Here is a 20,366-nt window from a genome sequence, read left to right on the forward strand (position 1 = left end):
TTCTCCACGGCCGCCCTCAGGCGGCGTTGACGGCCGGCCGCAGCGCGGCCAGGCGTTTTGCCAGCGCGGCGCGGCCACGCGACAGGCGTGAGCGCACGGTGCCGATGTCGACCTGGCAGACGTTGGCAATTTCCACGTAAGACAGGTCGTGCAATTCATACAAGATGACCACGTCGCGGTAGTGCGGGGCCAGCTGGGCCAGCGCGCGCCGCACCTCCTCGGCCGCCTCGTTCTCCAGCAGGCGGGCGAGCGGCTCGGCGTCCTCGCTGGCCATCTCGAAGCCGTCCTCGCCGTCCTCGTCGTCCGGCGCCACCAGCGACAGCAGGCGCGAGCGCCCCGGGTCCTGCTTCAGGGCCAGCATCCGCGCCACCCCGAACAGGAAGTGCTGCAACTGGCCGCGCAGCGGGTCGAACTGCAGCCGCCCCGTCAACAATCCCATGAAAGCCTCCTGCACGATGTCGGCGGCCGTGTCCGGCGAGCCGCAGCGCAGCAGGGCGTAGCGGTACAGCGGCCCCTGGTGGCGCCGGTACAGGGCGGCGAAGGCCTCGGCGGTGCCGTTCCTGGCCTGGCGCAGCAGGTCGCTGTCCGAATGAGTGTTGGCGGTGGTCATGGTTGTCATCTTTAACCATATTCCACCGCCGCGTTCAAAAAGTTCCAGATTTTTTGAACGCGAGGGGGCGCCACCGGGGACGGCGGCGCACAGGACGGGGAGGGAGGGCTGGACCGCCTGGTCAGAGCCAGTTCACGCGGTCGAACTTGGCGCGGAAGTCGTCGGGCATGGCGACAACCTGGCAGGTCTTGTAGTTGTAGAAGACGAAACCGGACTTGGCCATGGCGACCAGCGTCTTGTCGCGCGGGCGGGTAACGCGAAAGATGATATCGCCGCCGTACTTGTTGAAGTCCATCACGCCGACCTCGAACAGCAGCTGGTCGCGCGCGTGCGCCTCGGCCCGGTAGGTGGTGGCCAGGTCGGTCACGATGATGCCGGTGCCGTCACGCTCGGTTTCGGCCACGCCGTATTCGAACAGGAAGCGCGCCCGCGCCTCGGAAATCATCGAGATCATCGAATCGTTGCCGAGGTGGTTGGCGGCATTGATGTCAGTTACCCGCACCGTCAGCGGTGTCGAGTAATACCATTGGTCTTCGGGGAAGTCGAGTTGTAAACGTGCCATGCCCAAATTCTAACTCTTCGGGGCGAAGCTGCGCCCGATTTTGTAGATGCTGCCGCTGGCCGCCACCAGGTACAGCTCGCCCTGGCCGTCGCGCCCGAACGACACCACGGCGCCAATCGCCGGCAGCGGCCAGCTGCGCTGCTCGATCACGGCGCCGCCGGCAAAGTACAGGCTCTTGAGGAAGCCGGCGCAGTAGTCGGAGTAGAAGTAGCGCCCGGCCAGCTCGGCCAGTGCCGCGCCGCGGTACACGAAGCCGCCGACGATGGCGCAGGCCCCGCCGGCCGCGTCGCCATGGCCGTACTCGAGCGCCGGCAGCGTCAGCCCGCTGCGGTCGCAGCCGTCCTTGACGCACAGCGTGCCTTCCATGAGGTTCCAGCCGAAGTCGAGCCCGCCCTGGGCGGTGTCGGCGATATCGACTTCCTCGCGCCGGTCCTGGCCCACGTCGGCAATGTAGATTTGGGCGCCGTCCAGTGCGAAGCGCCATGGATTGCGCAGGCCGCTGGCCCAGATTTCGGCGCGCTTGTGCGCCTGCCCGACGAACGGGTTGGACGGGGGAATCGCGTACGGGGCGCCTACGCCGGCGTGCCTCACGTCGATGCGCAGCATCTTGGCCAGCAGGGAATCGGCGTTGCGCCCGTTGCCCAGCGGATCGCCCTCGCCGCCGCCGTCGCCGGTGCCGATGTACAGCAGCGCGTCCGCGCCGAAGGCGAGCAGCCCGCCATAGTGGTTGGCATACTGCTGGTGGGCCACGCGCAGGATCACGAGGCCGGACGCCGGGTCGGCCACGCTCGCCCCCGGCTGGGCATGGAATCGTTCGACGACGATGTTCTGCTGCTGGTCGGTATAGTAGATGTAGAAGTAGCCGTTGCCGGCGTAGCCCGGGTCGAACGCGACCGAGAGCAGGCCGCCTTCGCCGGCGGTGGAGACGCTGGCGCCGATGTCGAGGAAGGGCTGCGGCAGCAGCGCCCCACCCTGCATGACGAGGATGCGCCCGCCGCGCAGCACGATGAACTGGCGGCTGTCGCCGTCGGGCGCGGCAAGGAACACGGGGCGGTCCAGCCCGCTTGCCACCTCGGTCAGGCCGAGCGACAGCGCGCGCGCCGCGTAGCTGACCGTGGCGGTGGCGATGGCGCCGGCCGCGACCGTGACCGTCTGGCTGGCCGGCAGCGGCACGTACTGCGTGGCGCCGACCGCGATGCCGGCCGCGGCAATGGTGTAGTTGCCCGGAGCCAGCCCGGCCAGCGTGGCCGACTGGGTGAGGGCGCGCGTGAAATTGTTGGGGCCGGTTACCTGAAGGCTGCCGGCCACGCCGCCGGGCGTGCTGATGACCACCGCCAGCGTGCCGGTGGCGGCGGGCGCGCCGCCGCTGCTGCCGCTGGTGAGGCCCGGGCTGCCGCCACCGCCGCCGCAGCCTGCCGCAAGCACGGCGGCGCACAGCGCGACGCACAGCAGCACCCACAGGCGCAAGCGGCCGGCCAGCATGGCAACCCCTCCTTTCGAATCGAGGCGCCATTGTGCCAGCCGGGGCCGCGCGCACGGCTGGCCGGCGGTTTGATGCGGGTCAGCGAGTCAGGCGATAGATCAGGATTGCGCTGCGGATCGCCGCGCGCTCGATCGAGCCCACGTCCAGCCTTTCCTCCGGCGAGTGGGCACCGGCGCCGCTTGCGCCCAGGCCGTCCAGGCTGTCCACCAGCGGCGCCACGAACTGGATGTCGCCCGCGCCGCGCGCCTCGGGCGGCACCGCGCCCACGCTGCCCAGGCCGGCGTCGCTGCTGGCCTGCGAGTACGCGTCGAGCAGTTTCAGGTTGCCCGGCGTGACGGCCATCGGCGGATAGGAATCGCGGAAATGGATGCTGGCGCTGGCGCCCGGCAGGCTCTGGGTGACGATCTCGCGCATTTTGGCCTGCGCCCGGTCGCGCTGGCCGTAGTCGAGGTAGCGCAGGTCGCCCTTGACGGTCACCGTGTTGGCGATCACGTTGGTCTTGCCGAAGGCGCTGCCGCGCGAATTGGCCTCGTCGAAGGCGACCTCGGTGCCGCCCAGGATCACGCCCGGGTTGAAGGTCAGGCCCGTTTCGACGACCTGCTGGCGGAAGCCGTCCAGGATGCGGGCGGCCTCGTACACGGCGCCGTAGCCGCCCGTGCCGAACACGCTGGAGGAGTGGCCCTGGCGTCCCTTGACCTCCAGCTCGAACGAGGCGGTGGCGCGGCGCCCGACGGTGGCGCGCGGCTGGCCGCTGCTGCCGCCCACCATGCCCTCGTAGCCCAGCGCAATGTCGCTGCGCCTGGCCAGCGCCACCATGTCGCGGCGCGAGATTTCCTTCGGGTTGCCGGCCTCTTCCTCGTCGCCGGTGAACATCACCGAGATCGTGGTGTTGTCCAGCGCGCCGACCTGCTTGAGCGCGCGCAGCGCCTCGATGATGGCCACGTCGCCGCCCTTCATGTCGGACACGCCCTGGCCGCGCACCACCTCGGCGCTCTCCGGCTGCCAGGTGGGCACCTTGCTGTCCGGCTCGAACACCGTGTCCAGGTGGCCGAGCAGCAGCACGCGCTTGCCCTGGGTGCCGCTGCGGGTGGCCACCAGGTGGCCGGCGCGGCCCATCTCGGGCGGCATCTCGATCCATTCCGTCCTGAAGCCGAGCTCGTCGAACTGGCGGCGGAACACGGCGCCCACCTCGCGCACGCCTTTCAGGTTCAGGGTGCCGCTGTTGATGCTCGCGGCTTGCCGCAGGAGGTCCAGCGCCTGCGGGCTGTGGGCCTTGATTTCGGCAACGATGCGCTGTTCGACCGGCGACAGCTCGGCGGCTGCCGCGAGCTGGGTGCAGAGAATCGCCGCGGCGGCGAGCGCCAGGCCAGGCTTGACGTGCATAGTGGACTCTTGTCGTGAAAGGTGAAGAGTGCACTTTACTACTTCATTGCAAATTGGAAAAAGATTACCGGCGGGGATGTGGGTTCCCGGCGTAATGACAGCTATTGCGCCGGGCCGGTCGGCCCGCGCCGCGTTTTCCGGACCACGCCCTGCGGGTCGAGCAGGACCACGAATTCGGTGTAACGCCCCGCACCGGCCGGGATCTCATACAGCCAGGCCTCGAACCGGCTGTCGAACACCACGGCCCTGGTCTTGCCCAGCGTGGCCAGCAGTTCGGACTTGGTGGTCTGCCCCGGCACCACCCGCGCGGCCAGGTCCTCGCGCGCCACGGATCCGGGGAGGGGGGCGCTGGCGCAGCCGGCCAGCAACACAGCTGCCGCCAAGGCAAACAGGCGTGTCATGGGCGCGCTCCCGGCGGGTCGTCCATGTACGCGAACTCGACCAGCGTGTCGTCGGGCCAGCCGCGGTCCCAGATCGGGACGTAATACGTGCGGTCCACCAGTACCTGGCAATCGCAATAAGGGAGCATGTCGCGCGTCTGCTCGCCGCCCGCGTACAGCATCTTGAACGGCAGCACCTCGGTGCGCGCACCGGCACGCAGCGTCACCGAAAACAGCGGCCGCTCGGCAAAGAACAGGTAGTTGCCTTCCGGGCTGTTGCACACGCGCTCGGTCCCGGTGATCGCGTTCGCCAGCCAGCCGAACAGTGGCGAACTGTTCGACACCAGGCCGGCGTCCATGCCGACCAGGCATTCCAGGCGCAGGTCGCCCAGCCGGCGCGTGCCCGGCGGCAGGCCAGGGGTCTCGATACGCGCGCGCCAGGTCATGCTGGTGGTCTTGCGGTTGGCGATGACGGCGGCATCCTCGCCCAGCGCCTGCGCGTTGCGCGGCAAGATGAAGGTATTGTCCGGCGCCACCGGCACCGGGATCGTGATGTGGTCGCCCACCACGCGCAGCGTGATGCCGTGCATGTCCACGGTCGGCGAGCGTGGCAACAGCTGGAAACGCAGCGTGGCCCGGGGCGCCAGCGCATGGTCGCGCGCGAAGCGTTCCATGCCAGCGATCATTTTTCGGTAGGACTTGTCGACTGGGTCACGCGTCTGCGTGACGGTGACGACCGGCGCAGGTGTTTCCTGCGCGCCCGCGGGCGCGGCCAGGAACAGGGGAATCAGGCAGGCCAGCCTGCGCATGGCTTACCAGTAGCGGACCCGGCCGGTATCCATGTGGACGAACTGCGAGTCCGGGTAATAGCCAACGCCGCCACCGCGCAGCGACATGGCGGCCTTGCGCAGGTGCGCCAGGTCCTGGCCCGGCATGCGGATGTCGATGGCCCGGCCTTCCATGTGCATGCTGTGCTTGGCCACGCCGTTGCTGTGTTCGTGCAGCATCGCGTTGGTGGCCGGCGAGCGATAACCGGAAATAACGTGCAGCACGTTTTGCGAGCCGAACTGGGCGCTGACCTTGTCGAGCAGGAGCAGCAGCTGCGGGTCGATCTGGGCGATCTGGTTGTTGCGGTGGTCGCGCAGCAGCTTGTTAATGTCTTGCAAGGCATCAGGGATGAACTGGCCCTCTGCCCAGAAAATGGTACGCAGGCTTTCGCCGGTGTGCGTGTTGTAGAAACGAAGCGTGCGCTCGTTCTCGGCGGCAGTGGCTGCGGCGGCAGCGGTGACGTCGGCCGCGCGCGACAGGGCCGGCAGGCCCAGCGCGGACGCCATCACGACAGAACTTTTCAAAAAGGAACGGCGTTGATTCATAGTACTTCCTCACGCGGGTTCAGCAATCTCCCATGATACGCCTCGCAGCCAAATTCTGCAGGCGGCGCTTTTGTTTTTCTTCAGTAACGGCGGGCGTTCTCCGCTGCTAGTCGTTCAGGAAACGTCGTGCGAATCGCACGGAATCGCAGCCGCCCGCCGGCCCTCGGTACGCCTTGCGGCAGATGTCGAGGGCGTTTGATCTAGCTCTGCTGACTTGCTCGCCCCCACGCCGATGATGAGGCAGTCCGCGCCGTCGACGTGCCCCGTCCGCGTGCGGAGCAGGCGAACGGGAGCGACCATGTTTCGCAAGTGGATGCTGAAAATGTTTACGGCCTCGCAGCGGCTGCGCACGCGCGAGGGCGGGGCGGTCGCGCTGCCGGCCACGTTCGCGCTGCCGGGCCTTTCCGCCGGCAGCGCCTATGTGGCCGTGGCCTTGCTGCTGCCCGCGTTCTTCTTCCTGTACGGGCTGGACGCGTTCCCGCTGCGCGACAACAACGAAGGCCTGTACGCCGAGATCGCGCGCGAAATGCTGGAGACGGGCAACTACGTCGTGCCGCACCTGAACGGCGTGCCCTACATCGAAAAGCCGCCGCTGCTCTACTGGCTGTGCGCCCTGTCCATGAAGCTGCTGGGGCCAACGCCGGCGGCGGCGCGCCTGGTGTCGGCCGGGTCGATGCTGGCGCTCTCCGTGGGCCTGTTCCAGTTTGCCCGGATGCACGGCAACGCGCGCGCCGGCGTGTTTGCCAGCGTCGGCGCGGCCAGCGCATTGCCGGTGGCGCTGGTGGCACACGTCGTGCTGTTCGACCCGCTGCTCACGGCATTGCTGGGCGGCTGCCTCCTGTGCTACCTGCACAGCTACCTGGTGCACAGCCGCAAGGCGCTGCGCTGGGCGGCCTTCCTGCTGGCATTGGCCGTGCTGGACAAGGGCGGAGTGGCGCTGGCGCTGGCCGGCGGGACGGTGGCCCTGTTCCTGTTGCTCGTGCGCGACCGCCAGGGCTGGCGCCGCCTGTTCGACCCGGCCGCAATCGCCGTCCTGCTGCTCGTTGCCGGGGTGTGGCACCTTGCCGCCGCGTTGATGCAGCCGGGGTTTGCCTGGTTCTATTTCATCAACGAACACGTGCTGCGCTTCCTCGGCCAGCGCCAGCCCGACGACTACCACCACGGCCCGCTCTGGTTCTACCTGCCGCGCCTGCTGCTGATGCTGGCGCCGTGGACCCCGTTCCTGCTGCTGCTCGCGCCGGCGCGGGGCGCCAGTCCCGGCACCAGCGGCACCATCGTGCGCTTTTGCCAGGCGGCGACGCTGTTCCCGCTGCTGTTCTTCTCGTTGTCCGCCGCCAAGGCCGACTATTACCTCATGGTTGCGCTGCCGGGGCTGGCGCTGTGGCTGGGCATCGAGCTGGCGCAGCGCCTGGCCGCGCCGGACCGGCTGGTGGCCGCCTGCTGGGGCGTATCGCTCGGGCTTGCCGCGCTGGCGTTGTTTGCCGCGCCGGGCGCGTTCAGCGGCAGCGTGCCGTTGCCGGTGCTGGCCATGCTGGGCGCCGCCGCGCTGGGCCTGGCGATCTTCGGGCGCAGCCTGTTCCTGCGGCAGCGCACCACCCGCGCGCGCGAACTGGCGCTGCTCGCCGTTGCCCTGCTGTCGGCGGCCGCGCTGGTGCCGCTGTGCCAGGTGGCGGGCGAGCGCGGCGCGCGCGACAGCAGCGTGTACGTCGCACGCATCCTGGCCGGCCACGAGGGCGGGTCGCGGTCGGTGTTCATCTACCGCGATTTCGAGGACACCTTCTCCACCTTGCCGTTCTACCTGGGGCAGCCGGTGCCGCTGGTGGACAGTGCCAGCCGCGACTTGCAGTTCGGCTGCGCCCGCCATGGCGTGGCGCGCTGCCTGACCATCGACGAGTTCCGGCACGCGCGCGCGCGCGGCCCGGTGGCGGTGGTGGTGCAGGCCGCGCGCGCCGACGAATTCCTGGCCCTTGCCGGGCCCGGCCGCTGGCGCGCGGAATGGGTCGGCGAGAAGATGGTGCTGTTCGATGCGCGCTAGCGTATGCGTGGCGCATCAGAGTGTTGCGTCACTTTAACGGGAGCATCACGAGCGGGCGATTGTTGTTGGGTTTCCAAAAAGTTAGTTGCAATAATGATCATCCGGCAGGCGGCACCGCGCCGCCGACGGTTCATTGGCGACTTCAACTGGAGGAGACATGCACTTTCCCGTCAGCCGCGCGCTCGCGGCCCTTGCCCTGGCCCTGGCCTGTGCAGCCCAGCCGGCCTGCGGCGCCGCGGCTGCCAGGCCCGCTTCGAACGACATCCCGATCCCCGACATTGCCTACACCAGGTTCGTGCTCAAGAACGGCCTGACGGTGCTGGTGCACGAGGACCACAAATCGCCGGTGGTGGCGGTCAACACCTGGTACCACGTCGGGTCCAAGAACGAAAAGCCGGGCAAGACCGGCTTTGCGCACCTGTTCGAGCACCTGATGTTTTCCGGCAGCGAGCACTTCAACAAGACCTACATCACGGCGATGGAGCACATCGGCGCCACCGACCTGAACGGCACGACGAATACCGACCGCACCAACTATTTCGAGAACGTGCCGACCTCGATGCTCGACTATGCGCTGTTTGCCGAAAGCGACCGCATGGGCAGCCTCTTGGGCGTGCTCGACCAGAAGAAGCTCGACCTGCAGCGCGGCGTGGTGCAGAACGAAAAACGCCAGCGCGAGAACTTGCCCTACGGCGTGGCCTACCAGCTGCTGACCGAGAACACCTGGCCTGCCGGACACCCGTATTCGTGGACCGTGATCGGCTCGATGGCCGACCTCGATGCCGCGTCGATGACCGACGTGACCGACTGGTTCAAGACCAACTACGGCCCCAACAACGTGGTGCTGGTGCTGGCCGGCGACATCACGCCCGAGGTGGCGCGCCAGAAGGTCGAAAAGTACTTCGGTGACATCCCGGCCGGCCCGCCGCTGGCGCGCCAGCAGGCCTGGGTGGCCAAGCGCAGCGGCAGCCACCGCAGCGTGGTGCAGGACCGCGTGCCGCAAGCGCGCATCTACCGCGTCTGGAACGTCCCCGGCGCGAACACGCCGGAAGAACCGCTGCTCGACCTGGCCGCGCATGTGCTGGGCGGCGGCAAGACCAGCCGCCTGTACAAGCGTCTGGTGTACAAGGACCAGACCGCCACCTCGGCCAGCGCCAGCGACGACTCGAGCGAGATCGCCGGCCAGTTCGACATGACGCTGACCGCGCGCCCCGGCGCCGACGTGCGCAAGATGGAAGAGGCCGCCGACGAGGAACTGCGCGCGCTGCTCAAGTCCGGCCCGAGCGACAGCGAGCTGCAGCTGGCCAAGACCGCGATCCTGGCGCGCTACACCCGCATCGTCGAGCGCGTCGGCGGCTTCGGCGGCAAGAGCGACCTGCTGGCCAGCTGCACCACCTTCACCGGCAATCCCGAGTGCTACAAGACCTATCTCCAGCGCATCAAGGCGGCCACTCCGGCGCAGGTGAAGAAGGCGATGAACGACTGGCTCGCCGACGGCGACTACGTGCTGCAGGTGGACCCGTACCCGGCCAACCTGGCCACCACCGGCAAGCTCGACCGCAGCAAGGAGCCGGCGCTGGGTCAACCCGAGTCGCTGCGCCTGCCGCCGATGCAAAAGACCACCCTGTCCAATGGCCTGAAGGTGGTGGTGGCCGAGCGCCACACCGCGCCGGTGGTCAATTTCTCGCTGCTGGTTGACAGCGGCTATGCCTCCGACGCGCCGTCGATGCCCGGCGTGGCCAGCCTCGCGCTGCGCATGCTGGAAGAGGGCACGCCGACCCGCTCGTCGCTGAAAATCAGCGAGGAACTCGAATCGCTGGGCGCGAGCTTCAACACCGGCACCAACCTGGACGGCGCTTTTGTGAACATGAACGCGCTCAAGGCGACCATGCCCCGCGCGCTCGACCTGTACGCCGACCTGCTGTTGCACCCGGCCTTCCCGCAGAACGAGTTCGCGCGCCTGCAGAAGGACCGGCTGGCCACCATCGCGCGCGAGAAGGCCAACCCGCAGCAGATGGCGCTGCGTGTGCTGCCCTCGCTCCTGTACGGCAAGGGCCACGCCTACGCGCTGCCGTTCACCGGTACCGGCACCGAAGACGCCGTGCGGCGCATGACGCGCGAGGACATGGTCAAGTACCACCAGACCTGGTTCCGCCCCAACAACGCCACGCTGCTGGTGGTCGGCGACACCACGCTGGCCGAGCTCAAGCCCATGCTGGAGAAGTCCTTGGCCAGCTGGAAGCCGGCCGAGGTGCCGAAGAAGAACGTGGCGCAAGTCGGCCAGCCGACCAAAACGGTGGTGTACCTGATGGACCGGCCCGGCGCGCTGCAAAGCGTGATCATCGGCGCCCAGCTCGCGCCGCCGCGCAACAACCCGGAAGCCGTGCCGCTGCAGCTCGTCAACAACGTGTTCGGCGGCACCTTCAGCGCGCGCCTGAACATGAACCTGCGCGAGGACAAGCACTGGTCCTACGGCGTGGGCACGCAGATCGCGTCCGCGGTCGGCCAGCGCCCGTTCCTGAGCGTGTCGCCGGTGCAGACCGACAAAACGCGTGACGCGCTGCAGGAGCTGGTCAAGGAATACACCGGCATTGCCGGCGCCAAACCGATCACGGCGGCCGAGCTCAAGGCCGCGCAGGACAACGAAACGCTGCGCCTGCCCGGATCGTTCGAAACCACCAGCCAGCTGGCCGGCGCCTACCAGACCATCCTGCAGTACCAGCTGCCCGAGGACTACTACAACACGCTGACCGAGAAGGCACTGGCGCTCACGCCCGAGCAGGCCAACGCGCTGGCGGTGCGCTCGGTGATGCCGAACCGGCTGATCTGGGTGGTGGTGGGCGACCTGTCCAAGATCGAGCCGGGCATCCGCGAGCTCAACCTGGGTGAGGTGCACCAGATCGATGTGGATGGCAACCTGGTGAAGTAAGTCAGACACGCACCCCACGCACGTCGTCCCCGCGCAGGCGGGGACCCATAGACCGCCGCCACAGGCTGCGGTCGCGGCATGACCAGCTCAGCATGGGTCCCGGCTTTCGTCGGGACGACGTGGGTGTGGCCTAGCTGCCGGTTTTGCCCTTCGCCTGCGCCTTCTTCCACGCCTGGAACGCCTCGATGTGCTCCTCGCGCCGCAGGATTTTCGAATGCGGGTCCAGCGTGTAGGTCGCCCCTTCCGGCAGTTCCACGCTGCCTTTCCCGTCGTCCATCGGCACCGTCACCAGTTGCTTGCCAACCCGCACCTCGACCGGCATCGGGAACGGCGTGCCGCCAGCCGTCTTCCACGCCAGATCGAGCCGTGCACCTTGCCGTTGCGCCTGCAGTTCCGGCAGTCCCGCCTGGTACAAATAGGCCTGGAAGAACCAGCCCAGGTCGCGCCCGGCCGCCTGGTTCGCTGCTGCGATGAATTCCGCGGTCGTGCCAAAGCGCGGCTGGAAGTTGCCGGGCCGCGGCTCGGCGGTGCCGTACACCACGCTGCGCACGGTGCGGAAAAACGCCGCGTCGCCGATCAGGTTGCGCAGCGTGTGCATCACCAGCGAACCCTTGTAATAGATGTCCAGGCCCGGGCCGCCGCGCTTCTCGTCGTACACATCCTCCTCGGTCTTGTGCTTGCCGGCCACGATCGGCGCCTTGTTCGTGATCTGTTTGCGCTGGTCCATCAGGCTCGCGAAATATTCCTGGTCGCCGCGCAAGTACTGCAGGTACAGCGGCTGCATGTAGCTGCCCAGGCCTTCGTGCAGCCACATGTCGTCCCAGTCCTGGTTGGTGACCTGGTTGCCGAACCACTCGTGCGCGAACTCGTGCTGCAGCAGCCAGTCGTAGCCGTACTCGCTCTTCGCGTACTTGTTGCCGTAGGCATTGATGGTCTGGTGCTCCATGCCCAGGTGCGGCGTCTCGGCCACGCCCATCTTTTCGTCGCCGAAGGGGTAGGGCCCGATCATGCTCTCGAAGAAATCCAGCATCAGCGGAAACTCGCGGAACAGTTCGCGCGCCTTGGTTTCGTTCTGCGGCAGGTAATAGAAAGCCAGCGGAATCTTGTTGCCATAGCGGCTAGCATATTCGCCGCTCAGCAGCGCGTACGGCGCCACGTTCACCGAGATGCCGTAGGTGCTCGGGTTCTTCGCACGCCAGTGGTATGTGCGCCAGCCGTCGGCTTCATCCATGCCCAGCGGCGTGCCGTTGCCCGCCACCACCAGCGGCGCCGGCACCGTGAAGTGTTCCTCGACGACTTTGGCCTTGCCCATCGGGTGGTCGATGCAGGGCCAGAACAGGTCGCAGCCCTCGCCCTCGACGGCGCTGGCGACCCAAGGCTGCCCGTCCGGCGTTTTCGACCACACGAAGCCACCGTCCCACGGCGCGCGCTTGGCCACGTGCGGCCGCCCGTGGTAGAGCACGCGTACCTTGACCTGCGCGCCGGCTTTTACCGGGTGCGGCAGCTGCACCGCCAGCCGCCCCTCGGGATTGCCGTAGCTGGCGGCCGGCAGTGCTTGCCCGTCCACCTCTACTGCGTCAACCGGCAGGTTGCGGTCCAGGTCCAGCACGATGCGCGCGAGCGGCTCGCGCGCGGTGAAGCTCAAGCTGGCGTCGCCGCGGATGCTGCGCGTGTCCGGCTCGATGCGCAGCTTCAAGTCGGCTTTGTCGAACACGACGGCAAGCTGTTCAGGCGGGCGCGCCAGGCCGGATTCGACCGTGATGGCGGACAACGGCGGCTGCTGCGTGGCGCAGCCCGCCAGCAGCAGGCAGGCGCAGGCGATAAGGCTCTTGTTCATGGTGTATTGACGGCGTGGCCGGTCCCCTAATAATGTAGCGGGGAAATTTATCACAACGGCAAGGAAGAACGCGCGTGCGCCAGGCCCTGTGCGGATCGGGAATACTGCGCGCGAGGGAGGATGCAATGGAAGACATCTCGTTCGACCTGGCGCGCACCGCGCTGGTCATGATCGACCTTCAGCACAGCACGGTGGAACGCGCGCTGGCGCCGTATTCAGGCGAGCAGGTGGTGGGCAACTGCGTGCTGCTCGCGCAGGAGATGCGCAACCGTGGCGGCCTGGTCGTGTACGTGCACGTGCTGGTGAACGAAATGCTGGCGCGGCCGGCCGACGCGCCGCTGCGCCCGGCCGGCACGCCCGCACCGCCGCCGGAAGCGTCGCATTTGGTGCCCGAGGCCGGTGTGGAAGCGACCGACATCGTGATCGCCAAGCGCCAGTGGGGTGCGTTCTACGGAACCGGGCTCGACCAGTTGTTGCGGCGGCGCCAGGTCAGGACCATCATCATGGCCGGCATCGCCACCAACTACGGGGTGGAATCGACCGCGCGCGAGGCGTTCGACCGCGGCTATGAGCTGGTGTTTGCCGAAGACGCGATGAGCAGCATGAACGCGGATCTGCACAACTTTGCGTGCCAAAACGTGTTTCGCGCGATGGGGCGGGTGCGCTCGACCGAACACCTCATCAACGCGTTGCAAGCCGGGACCGGTGAAGCCTAGCGCTTGTTGAACGCGTGGGGTGAGGCTGGGCAGTGTCGAGCCGAACGAGCTGCCCACCCTACGTTAACTTGCGCCGCCGGTAGGGTGGGCAGCTCGTCTGCCCACGCGTTCAACCCCGGCTTGAATGGATCTCGGCGGTGATCTCGTACGAGCGCAGCCGCTTGGCGTGGTCGAAGATCTGGGAAGTGATCATCAGCTCGTCCGCACCGGTGCGCTCGATGAAGGCCTTGACCTGGGCCGCAACCGTATCGCGCGCGCCGATGGCCGAGCACGACAGCACCTGGTCCAGCATCGCCCGCTCGGCCGGAGCGGCCTCTTGGAGGTAGCCGTGCACCGGCGGCTTGAGCCGCGTTGGCCGCCCGCTGCGCAGGTTGACGAACGCCTGCTGCATCGAGCTTGCCAGGAACTGCGCCTCGTCGTCAGTTTCGCCGGCAAACACATTAAAGCCCAGCATCACATACGGCTTGTCCAGCTGCGCTGACGGCCGGAAGGTCGCGCGGTAGAGGTCGATCGCCTGCATCATCATTTGCGGCGCAAAGTGCGAGGCGAACGCATACGGCAGGCCAAGCGCGGCGGCCAGCTGCGCGCCGAACAGGCTCGAGCCGAGTATCCACACCGGCACCTGCAGCCCCGCGCCCGGCACCGCGCGCACCTGGCGGCGCGGCGAGTCGGCGAAGTAATCCATCAGCTCCATCACGTCCTGCGGGAACTCGTCGGCGTCGGACGCGAGATTGCGGCGCAGCGCGCGCGCCGTCACGTGGTCGGACCCCGGCGCGCGTCCCAGCCCCAGGTCGATGCGGCCGGGGAACAGCGATTCGAGCGTGCCGAACTGTTCGGCGATGACCAGCGGCGAGTGGTTCGGCAGCATGATGCCGCCGGCGCCCACGCGGATGCGCGAGGTGTGGCCGGCCACATGGGCAATCAGCACCGCGGTGGCGGCGCTGGCGATGCCCGGCATGCCGTGGTGTTCGGCCAGCCAGAAGCGGTGGAAGCCCCAGCGTTCGCCATGCTGGGCAAGGTCAACGGAGTTGCGGAAGGATTGCGCGGCGTCGCTGCCCTCGGTAATTGGGGCAAGGTCAAGTATCGAAAATGGAATCATGGCCGCATGATACGCCGAACCTTTTTTTCGCGTGCGCACCCGTCCCCGACCGTAAAGATTGACCCGTCAGTACGGCTTCCCTATTATTGCTCGACGTTAATTTTGACCGGATCAGTTCATGCGCCCATCCCACCTGACCGCGCTGCTGCAGCGCAACACCACGTTCGCCGCCGTCGCGGTCGCGCTGCTGGCCGGCTGCGCCCAGGTGCCGGGCTCCGCACCCGTCGTTCCGGCCGTCTCGCAAACCGAACTCGATACCGCGCGCTTCGCCCAGATCGACAGCGCGATCAACGCCGCCATTGCCGAGCACAAGCTGCCCGGCGCGGTGTTCCACCTGGAGCGCAACGGTGCCGTGTACGAACAAGGCTATGGCACGCTGAGCTACGAGCCGGGCGCGGCCAACGTGACGCCCGATACCGTGTTCGACGCAGCCTCGCTGACCAAGGTGATCGCCACCGCGCCGTCGGTGATGCTGCTGGCCGAACAGGGCAAGATCGATTTGGACGCGCGCCTGGTCCAGTACTTCCCCGAGTGCGCCAACGGCGGCAAGCAGGAGATCACGATCCGCCACCTGCTCACGCACACGTCGGGCCTGCCGTCGGGGATTCCGGCCACGCCTGCCTGGCACGGTTCGGCGGCCGGCCACGCGCTGGCCTGCTCGCTGCCGGTGACCAACAAGCCGGGCACGTTCTTCCGCTACTCCGACGTCAACTACGTGCTGCTGGGCCAACTGGTCGAAAAGCTGTCCGGCATGCCGCTCAATGAATTCGCGCAGCAGCACATCTACACGCCGCTGCGCATGCGCGACACGGGCTACCTGCCGCTCAAGCGGGTGGCGAGAGAGAAGATCGCGCCGACCCACAAGTCGCCGCTTGACCCGTCGCAACGCGAGTTGCACGGCGACGTGGCCGGCGGCCAGTTGCTGCAGGGCGTGGTGCACGACCCGACCGCGCGCCGCATGGATGGCGTGGCCGGTTCCGCCGGCTTGTTCAGCACCGCCCGCGACCTGGCCCGCTATGCCCGCATGCTGCTCAACGGCGGCGAACTCGATGGCGTGCGTGTGCTGAGCAAAGAGAGCGTGCGCCTGATGACCACCGCGCAGTCGCCGGCCGGCATCGAGGCGCTGCGGGGCATGGGCATGGACATCAATTCACCGTACGCCGTGCGCCCGCGCGGCACCGTGTTCCCGGTCGGCAGCTTCGGCCACACCGGCTTCACCGGTTGCATCGTGTGGATCGACCCGAACTCGCGCACCTTCTACGTGTTCCTGTCCAACCGCGTGTATCCGGACGACAAGAGCAATGTGCTGCCGCTGTACACCCAGCTGGGTACGCTCGCGGCCCAGTCCGCGCGCGGGTTCGACTACGCGTCGGTCAAGCCGCTCGCCGTCGCCGCCGCGCGTTGAGCCCGGCGGGCGCCCGCCCGCCACGGGTTTCCTCAAGAACACCGCACGGACACGCTGCAAGCCTTGACTTGCAGCAGTTCCCTCTAGCCCTTCCTCTCCAATAATTGCCATGCAGCCACTTCCCCAAAGGAGCACAGCATGGCAATCGTATTCGGCCAGGACCAGCAGTTCACGCTGACCAACGGCGGCAGCGCCAATTACCAGCTCGAGGTCACCAGCAAGGGCGGGGCGATCGCCATCAAATTCACCGATCCGGCCGGTTCCGGCAGTGGTGGTGAGCAGGTCTGGGTCACGCTCAAGGACGCCGCGCAGAACGTCGTCTTTTCACAGGCGACCTCGACCAGCCAGTTGTTCAAGACGACGGTGCCGTCCGCGGGCACCTACCAGCTGACGATCGAGGACCGCGACCCGACTGACGCGCACGACGCGCGCTCCTACACCATCAACGCCTCGCTCGACGCCGCGCCCGGCACCGTGTACGACGGTCCGATCAACGACACCATGGCCACCGCGCTGCCGGCGCTGCTCACCGACCGCATCGTCGGCACCCTGGGCAACGGCGACGTGGACGTCTTCAAGGTCTCGGCCGGGCCGGGCCAGCTGAAGGCGGTATTCGGCCATCCGTCGGGCACCGCCGGCGGAGCGCCGATCAAGGTGGACCTGCTGGACGACCAGGGCCGCCTGCTGACCACCAAGACCCTGGGGCAGGACGCGAGCTTCGACGCGACGATGAGCGCGCCGGGCGACTTCTACCTGCGCGTGCTCGATCCCGACGCGGCCGACCACCGCGACGGTGGCTATTACACGTTCAGCTCCTCGCTCAGCTACGAAACCGGCACCGTGTACGACGGCGCCTCGGACACCGACGCCGCGCACGCCCAGGCCCTGCCGCTCTCGCGCGTGGTCGAAGCCGAGATGCACCACGGCGACCAGGACTTCTACCGCCTCGACGTGCCGGCCGCGGGCAAGCTCACCTTCAACTTCGTCCACACCGGCGGCAACGGCGTTGCGGTGGGCATGGAACTGCTCGACGCCAGTGGCAGCGTGGTGTTCCGGCAGACCGTGGCGAGCGATACCGACTTCACGGTCAACCTGGCGGCGGGCGGGGCGTACACGGTCCGGGCCTTCGACGCCGACCCCTCAGGGGGCGACGCCGGCATCTACTGCTTCATGACCGGCTTTTCCAGCGCCGGCGGCGACACCATGCGCGGCGCCCCGGGCGTCGATGCCCGGTTCACCTCATCGGCCGGCAACGACACCTTCATCGGCTACAGCGGCCGCGACGCGGTCACCTTCCGCGATGCGCGCGCCAGCTACGAGCTGCTGCGCACCGACGCCGGCGTGGCCGTGGCCAACAGCTCGGGCAAGGACGGCAACGACACGCTGTTCGGCATCGACCGCCTTTACTTCAGCGACAAGGTCGCCGTGGCCTACGACTGGCAAGGCAATGCCGGCGAGGTGTACCGCCTGTACCAAGCCGCGTTCGATCGCAAGCCGGACGCCGGGGGCCTCGGTTTCTGGATCGGCCAGCATGACGGCGGCAGCACGCTCCAGTCCATCGCGGACGGCTTCGTGCATTCGGACGAATTCCGGCAAGCCTACGGGCCAACGCCCACCAACACCGAGCTGGTGACCAAGATGTACGAGCACGTGCTGCACCGCGCGCCGGACGCCGGCGGCATCGACTTCTGGGTCAAGGCGCTGGACGAGGGCCGTGCCACCGTGGCCGGCGTGCTGCTTGGTTTCAGCGAGAGCCAGGAGAATTTCACCGCGCTGGTCGGCGTTGCGGCAGGCTTCGAATACAAGATCTGGGCTTGATGAGCGTGCTGGATTTTTCTGCAAGGCTATCGCGCGCTGTCTTTATATCGACCGTTCTAAACTCGGCGTCCTCGATTTTATCGGCTTGATATTGTTGAGATTGCCCCGAAACTATTAGGAGATCGATATGAATATGAACAAAGTCTTGAAGGCCCTGCTCGGTGCGTCTGTCGTCGCCGCGATGTTCGGTTCGGTGAACGTGCAAGCACAGTCGAGCAGCACTTCGGGCCAAAGCGCGAGCGGCCAAAGCGCAGGCGGCAGCCAGCAGAGCGCAACGGGCGCCGGGGACCAGGGCACCAGCACTACCAGCACCACCACCACCACCAAAAAGCACCAAAAGAAAAAGAAATCCAAGAAGCACGCAGGTACGTCCACCGGCAGCGAGGCTAGCGGCACCAGCGGCAGCATGGGCGGCACCAGCGGTTCCAGCGGAACGACCGGCGGTACCAGCGGCACCTCGGGCAGCATGGGCGGCGCCAGCGGTACCTCGGGTGGCACCAGTGGCACCTCCGGTTCGAGCGGCAGCATGGGCGGCACCAGCGGCAGCTCGGGCACCAGCGGCACCAGCGGCATGAGCGGCAGCTCGGGCACCAGCGGAACCGGCAGCATGGGCGGCACGAGCGGCACCTCTGGCGGCACCAGCGGCACCAGCGGCACCACCGGCACCAGCGGCACCGGCACCAGCGGTACCGGGACCAGCGGCACCGGCACCAGCGGGACCAGCACCGGCGGTGGCCGCGGCTACTGATCGGCAGCAGTCGTCGTGACGGAACGCCAGCCTGCGGGCTGGCTTTTTTCTATCCAATTATTGCGTTTCTCTTGCCACGCAGAATCATTGTTTCCATTGATTTCGCGGGGCTTAAAGCTTTGTCGTCTTGTTGCGACGGATTTGCCGAAGATGTCGGCAAGAAGAGCCGCTTCTTAACCTGCATCAACTAGAATTCTCTGCGTACCTCCCCTTGATTCCCACGAGTTAAACAACTTGCCGAGCGGCAACTGATGACTCATGTTGCCGCACCGGCGCATGGTCCTTAGCCCGGCGCATATTTCATTTACGTGTAACGGACCAACTTGTGACATCCCATCCATCTGCAACCAGCACTGTCCCGCATTCCACACCGTCCCCCAAGAAGATCGCCGGCGCCGTCGCGATCGCGCTGGCCGCCGCATTGCTCACCGGCTGCGGCACCGTCCAGGTGCATCCGCTGTCGGCCGACGAGATCAAGAAGCAGACTGCGCTCGACCGCGCGGCGGCCTTCCAGGACGTGCCGCCGGTAAGCGGGAAGCTGACGATGGAAGAGGCGATCGCGCGCGCGCTCAAGTACAACCTGGACCGCCGCACCCGCCTGATGGAAGAGGCGCTGGCGATGAACCAGCTCGACGCGTCCAACCTCGACATGCTGCCGCGCGTGCTCGCCAACGCCGGCTACACCTGGCGCAATTCGGACCTGATCACGCGCAGCGTGGACTCGGTGACCGGCGAGCCCTCGCTGGCCCACCCGTTCATCTCGTCCGAGCGCAGCAAGCCGGCGTATGACCTTGGCCTGACCTGGAACATGCTCGACTTCGGCCTGTCGTACATCACCGCCAAGCAGGCAGCCGACCGCGTGAACATCGCCGCCGAGCGCCGCCGCAAGGCCATGCACGTGCTGATCCAGGACGTGAAGAGCGCGTTCTGGCGCACCGTGAGCGCGCAAAAGCTGCGCGACGACGTACGCCGCACCATCGACCTGGCCGAGGCCGCGCTGGACGACGCGCGCAAGGCCGAGAGCGAGCGCCTGCGCTCGCCCGTAGACAGCCTGCGCTACCAGCGCCAGTTGCTGGAGAACCTGCGCCTGCTCGAGAGCATCGAGCAGGAGCTGTCGTCCGGCCGCATCGAGCTGGCCAGCCTGATCAACATGCCGCTCGACGTACCCCTCGAGGTGGCCGAGCCGGCCGGCCAGGCGGACACCTCGGTGCTGGACATCCCCGTGCAGCGCATGGAGGAGTTGGCCGTCACCCAGAACGCCGACATCCGCGAGCAGTTCTACAACAGCCGCATCGCGGTCGAGGAAACCCGTCGCACGCTGGTCAAGCTGTTCCCGAACCTGGCCTTCAACTACGACCTGCGCTACGACACCGACAAGTACCTGATCAACAACCGCTGGAATGACGCCGGCCTGCACCTGTCGTACAACCTGATGAACCTGTTCTCGGGACCGTCGCAAAAGCGCCTGGCCGACGCCGGCGTCAAGCTGGCCGACCAGCGCCGCGTCGCGGCCCAGATGACCGTGCTGACCCAGGTGCACCTGGCGCGCCTGCAGTACCAGATCGCGTATCGCCAGTACGTGCGCGCCGACCAGATCTGGCAGGCCGACGCCAGGATCGCCGAGCACATGAAGAACCGCGAACTGGCCGAGGCGCAGAGCAAGCTGGAGCAGGTGGCCAACAGCACCACCGCCATCCTCTCGCTGCTGCGCCGCTACCAGTCGCTCGCGCAGCTGCAGGGCGCGGCCGGCAAAGTGCAGGCGACCATGGGCATGGAGCCGGTGATCGGCAGCGTGACCTCGATGTCGCTCGAGCAGCTGACCCGTGAAGTGGCCGCCTCGCTCGACAGCATGAAGAAGGAAGTCCCGGCCGCCGCGCCGGCCCAGCCGGCCCAGCCGGCGCCTGCGGCCCCGGTCAAGACCGCGCGCAGCGCCAGGCCCGGCAAGCAAATCAAGGTCGCCTCCAACTGAAGGCGCCCGGTAACAAAGG

Annotated in this window: 16 protein-coding genes; 7 read left to right on the forward strand and 9 right to left on the reverse strand. The window is 67.5% G+C overall.

The annotated features are described in order from the left end of the window. Positions 1 to 16: 16 nt before the first annotated feature. From NX774_RS16540 to mepK, 7 genes are all read right to left on the reverse strand, one after another. Complete coding sequence (locus NX774_RS16540; RefSeq protein ID WP_258823332.1) at positions 17 to 610, reverse strand: RNA polymerase sigma factor; 594 nt, start codon at positions 608 to 610, stop codon at positions 17 to 19. A 121-nt stretch (positions 611 to 731) separates the two neighbouring features. Beyond that, entirely contained in the window at positions 732 to 1,172 is a 441-nt protein-coding gene (locus NX774_RS16545; protein ID WP_258823341.1) for a thioesterase family protein, read from the reverse strand. Positions 1,173 to 1,181: 9 nt separating this feature from the next. After that, a complete protein-coding gene (locus NX774_RS16550) occupies positions 1,182 to 2,654 on the reverse strand; it encodes a PQQ-dependent sugar dehydrogenase (RefSeq protein ID WP_258823343.1) in 1,473 nt (490 codons plus the stop codon). Between the two features lie 79 nt (positions 2,655 to 2,733). After that, positions 2,734 to 4,038, reverse strand: coding sequence for a M20/M25/M40 family metallo-hydrolase (locus NX774_RS16555; protein ID WP_258823345.1), 1,305 nt, complete (start codon positions 4,036 to 4,038; stop codon positions 2,734 to 2,736). 101 nt (positions 4,039 to 4,139) lie between these two features. Further along, on the reverse strand, positions 4,140 to 4,439 hold the full coding sequence (locus NX774_RS16560; RefSeq protein ID WP_258823346.1) for a hypothetical protein: 300 nt from the start codon (positions 4,437 to 4,439) through the stop codon (positions 4,140 to 4,142). Next, the gene (locus tag NX774_RS16565) at positions 4,436 to 5,227 is read right to left on the reverse strand and encodes a hypothetical protein (protein WP_258823347.1); all 792 of its coding nucleotides are present in this window, start codon (positions 5,225 to 5,227) and stop codon (positions 4,436 to 4,438) included. Before NX774_RS16565 ends, NX774_RS16560 begins: the two co-directional genes overlap by 4 nt. A gap of 3 nt (positions 5,228 to 5,230) precedes the next feature. After that, a complete protein-coding gene (gene mepK, locus NX774_RS16570) occupies positions 5,231 to 5,791 on the reverse strand; it encodes a peptidoglycan L,D-endopeptidase MepK (protein ID WP_258823348.1) in 561 nt (186 codons plus the stop codon). A 298-nt stretch (positions 5,792 to 6,089) separates the two neighbouring features. Between mepK and NX774_RS16575 the strand changes: the two genes are divergently transcribed. Both NX774_RS16575 and NX774_RS16580 read left to right on the forward strand, forming a co-directional pair. Continuing rightward, positions 6,090 to 7,826 (forward strand): ArnT family glycosyltransferase, encoded by a 1,737-nt coding sequence (locus tag NX774_RS16575; protein ID WP_258823349.1) that lies wholly within the window; start codon positions 6,090 to 6,092, stop codon positions 7,824 to 7,826. A 157-nt stretch (positions 7,827 to 7,983) separates the two neighbouring features. Continuing rightward, entirely contained in the window at positions 7,984 to 10,755 is a 2,772-nt protein-coding gene (locus NX774_RS16580) for a M16 family metallopeptidase (protein ID WP_258823350.1), read from the forward strand. A 130-nt stretch (positions 10,756 to 10,885) separates the two neighbouring features. On the opposite strand, the gene NX774_RS16585 is transcribed toward NX774_RS16580, so the two are convergent. Next, positions 10,886 to 12,592 carry a M1 family metallopeptidase gene (locus tag NX774_RS16585; RefSeq protein ID WP_258823351.1) on the reverse strand — a complete coding sequence of 569 codons (1,707 nt, stop codon included), beginning with the start codon at positions 12,590 to 12,592 and terminating at the stop codon, positions 10,886 to 10,888. Between the two features lie 125 nt (positions 12,593 to 12,717). Between NX774_RS16585 and NX774_RS16590 the strand changes: the two genes are divergently transcribed. Further along, positions 12,718 to 13,308 carry an isochorismatase family protein gene (locus tag NX774_RS16590; RefSeq protein ID WP_258823352.1) on the forward strand — a complete coding sequence of 197 codons (591 nt, stop codon included), beginning with the start codon at positions 12,718 to 12,720 and terminating at the stop codon, positions 13,306 to 13,308. A gap of 109 nt (positions 13,309 to 13,417) precedes the next feature. Here NX774_RS16590 and NX774_RS16595 read toward each other — a convergent pair whose 3' ends face one another. Next, positions 13,418 to 14,407, reverse strand: a complete 990-nt coding sequence (locus tag NX774_RS16595; RefSeq protein ID WP_258823353.1) for an LLM class flavin-dependent oxidoreductase — start codon at positions 14,405 to 14,407, stop codon at positions 13,418 to 13,420. Positions 14,408 to 14,525: 118 nt separating this feature from the next. On the opposite strand from NX774_RS16595, the gene NX774_RS16600 reads away from it, so the two are divergent. The 4 genes from NX774_RS16600 to NX774_RS16615 all read left to right on the forward strand — a co-directional run bounded on the left by NX774_RS16600 (position 14,526) and on the right by NX774_RS16615 (position 20,347). Beyond that, positions 14,526 to 15,812, forward strand: a complete 1,287-nt coding sequence (locus tag NX774_RS16600) for a serine hydrolase domain-containing protein (RefSeq protein ID WP_258823354.1) — start codon at positions 14,526 to 14,528, stop codon at positions 15,810 to 15,812. Positions 15,813 to 15,950: 138 nt separating this feature from the next. Beyond that, positions 15,951 to 17,630 carry a DUF4214 domain-containing protein gene (locus tag NX774_RS16605; protein ID WP_258823355.1) on the forward strand — a complete coding sequence of 560 codons (1,680 nt, stop codon included), beginning with the start codon at positions 15,951 to 15,953 and terminating at the stop codon, positions 17,628 to 17,630. A 127-nt stretch (positions 17,631 to 17,757) separates the two neighbouring features. Next, the gene (locus NX774_RS16610; protein WP_258823356.1) at positions 17,758 to 18,378 is read left to right on the forward strand and encodes a hypothetical protein; all 621 of its coding nucleotides are present in this window, start codon (positions 17,758 to 17,760) and stop codon (positions 18,376 to 18,378) included. Between the two features lie 325 nt (positions 18,379 to 18,703). Next, positions 18,704 to 20,347 (forward strand): TolC family protein, encoded by a 1,644-nt coding sequence (locus tag NX774_RS16615; RefSeq protein WP_258823357.1) that lies wholly within the window; start codon positions 18,704 to 18,706, stop codon positions 20,345 to 20,347. Positions 20,348 to 20,366: the final 19 nt, after the last annotated feature.

The sequence above is a fragment of the Massilia agilis genome, from assembly GCF_024756255.1.
Lineage (GTDB): Bacteria > Pseudomonadota > Gammaproteobacteria > Burkholderiales > Burkholderiaceae_D > Telluria > Telluria agilis.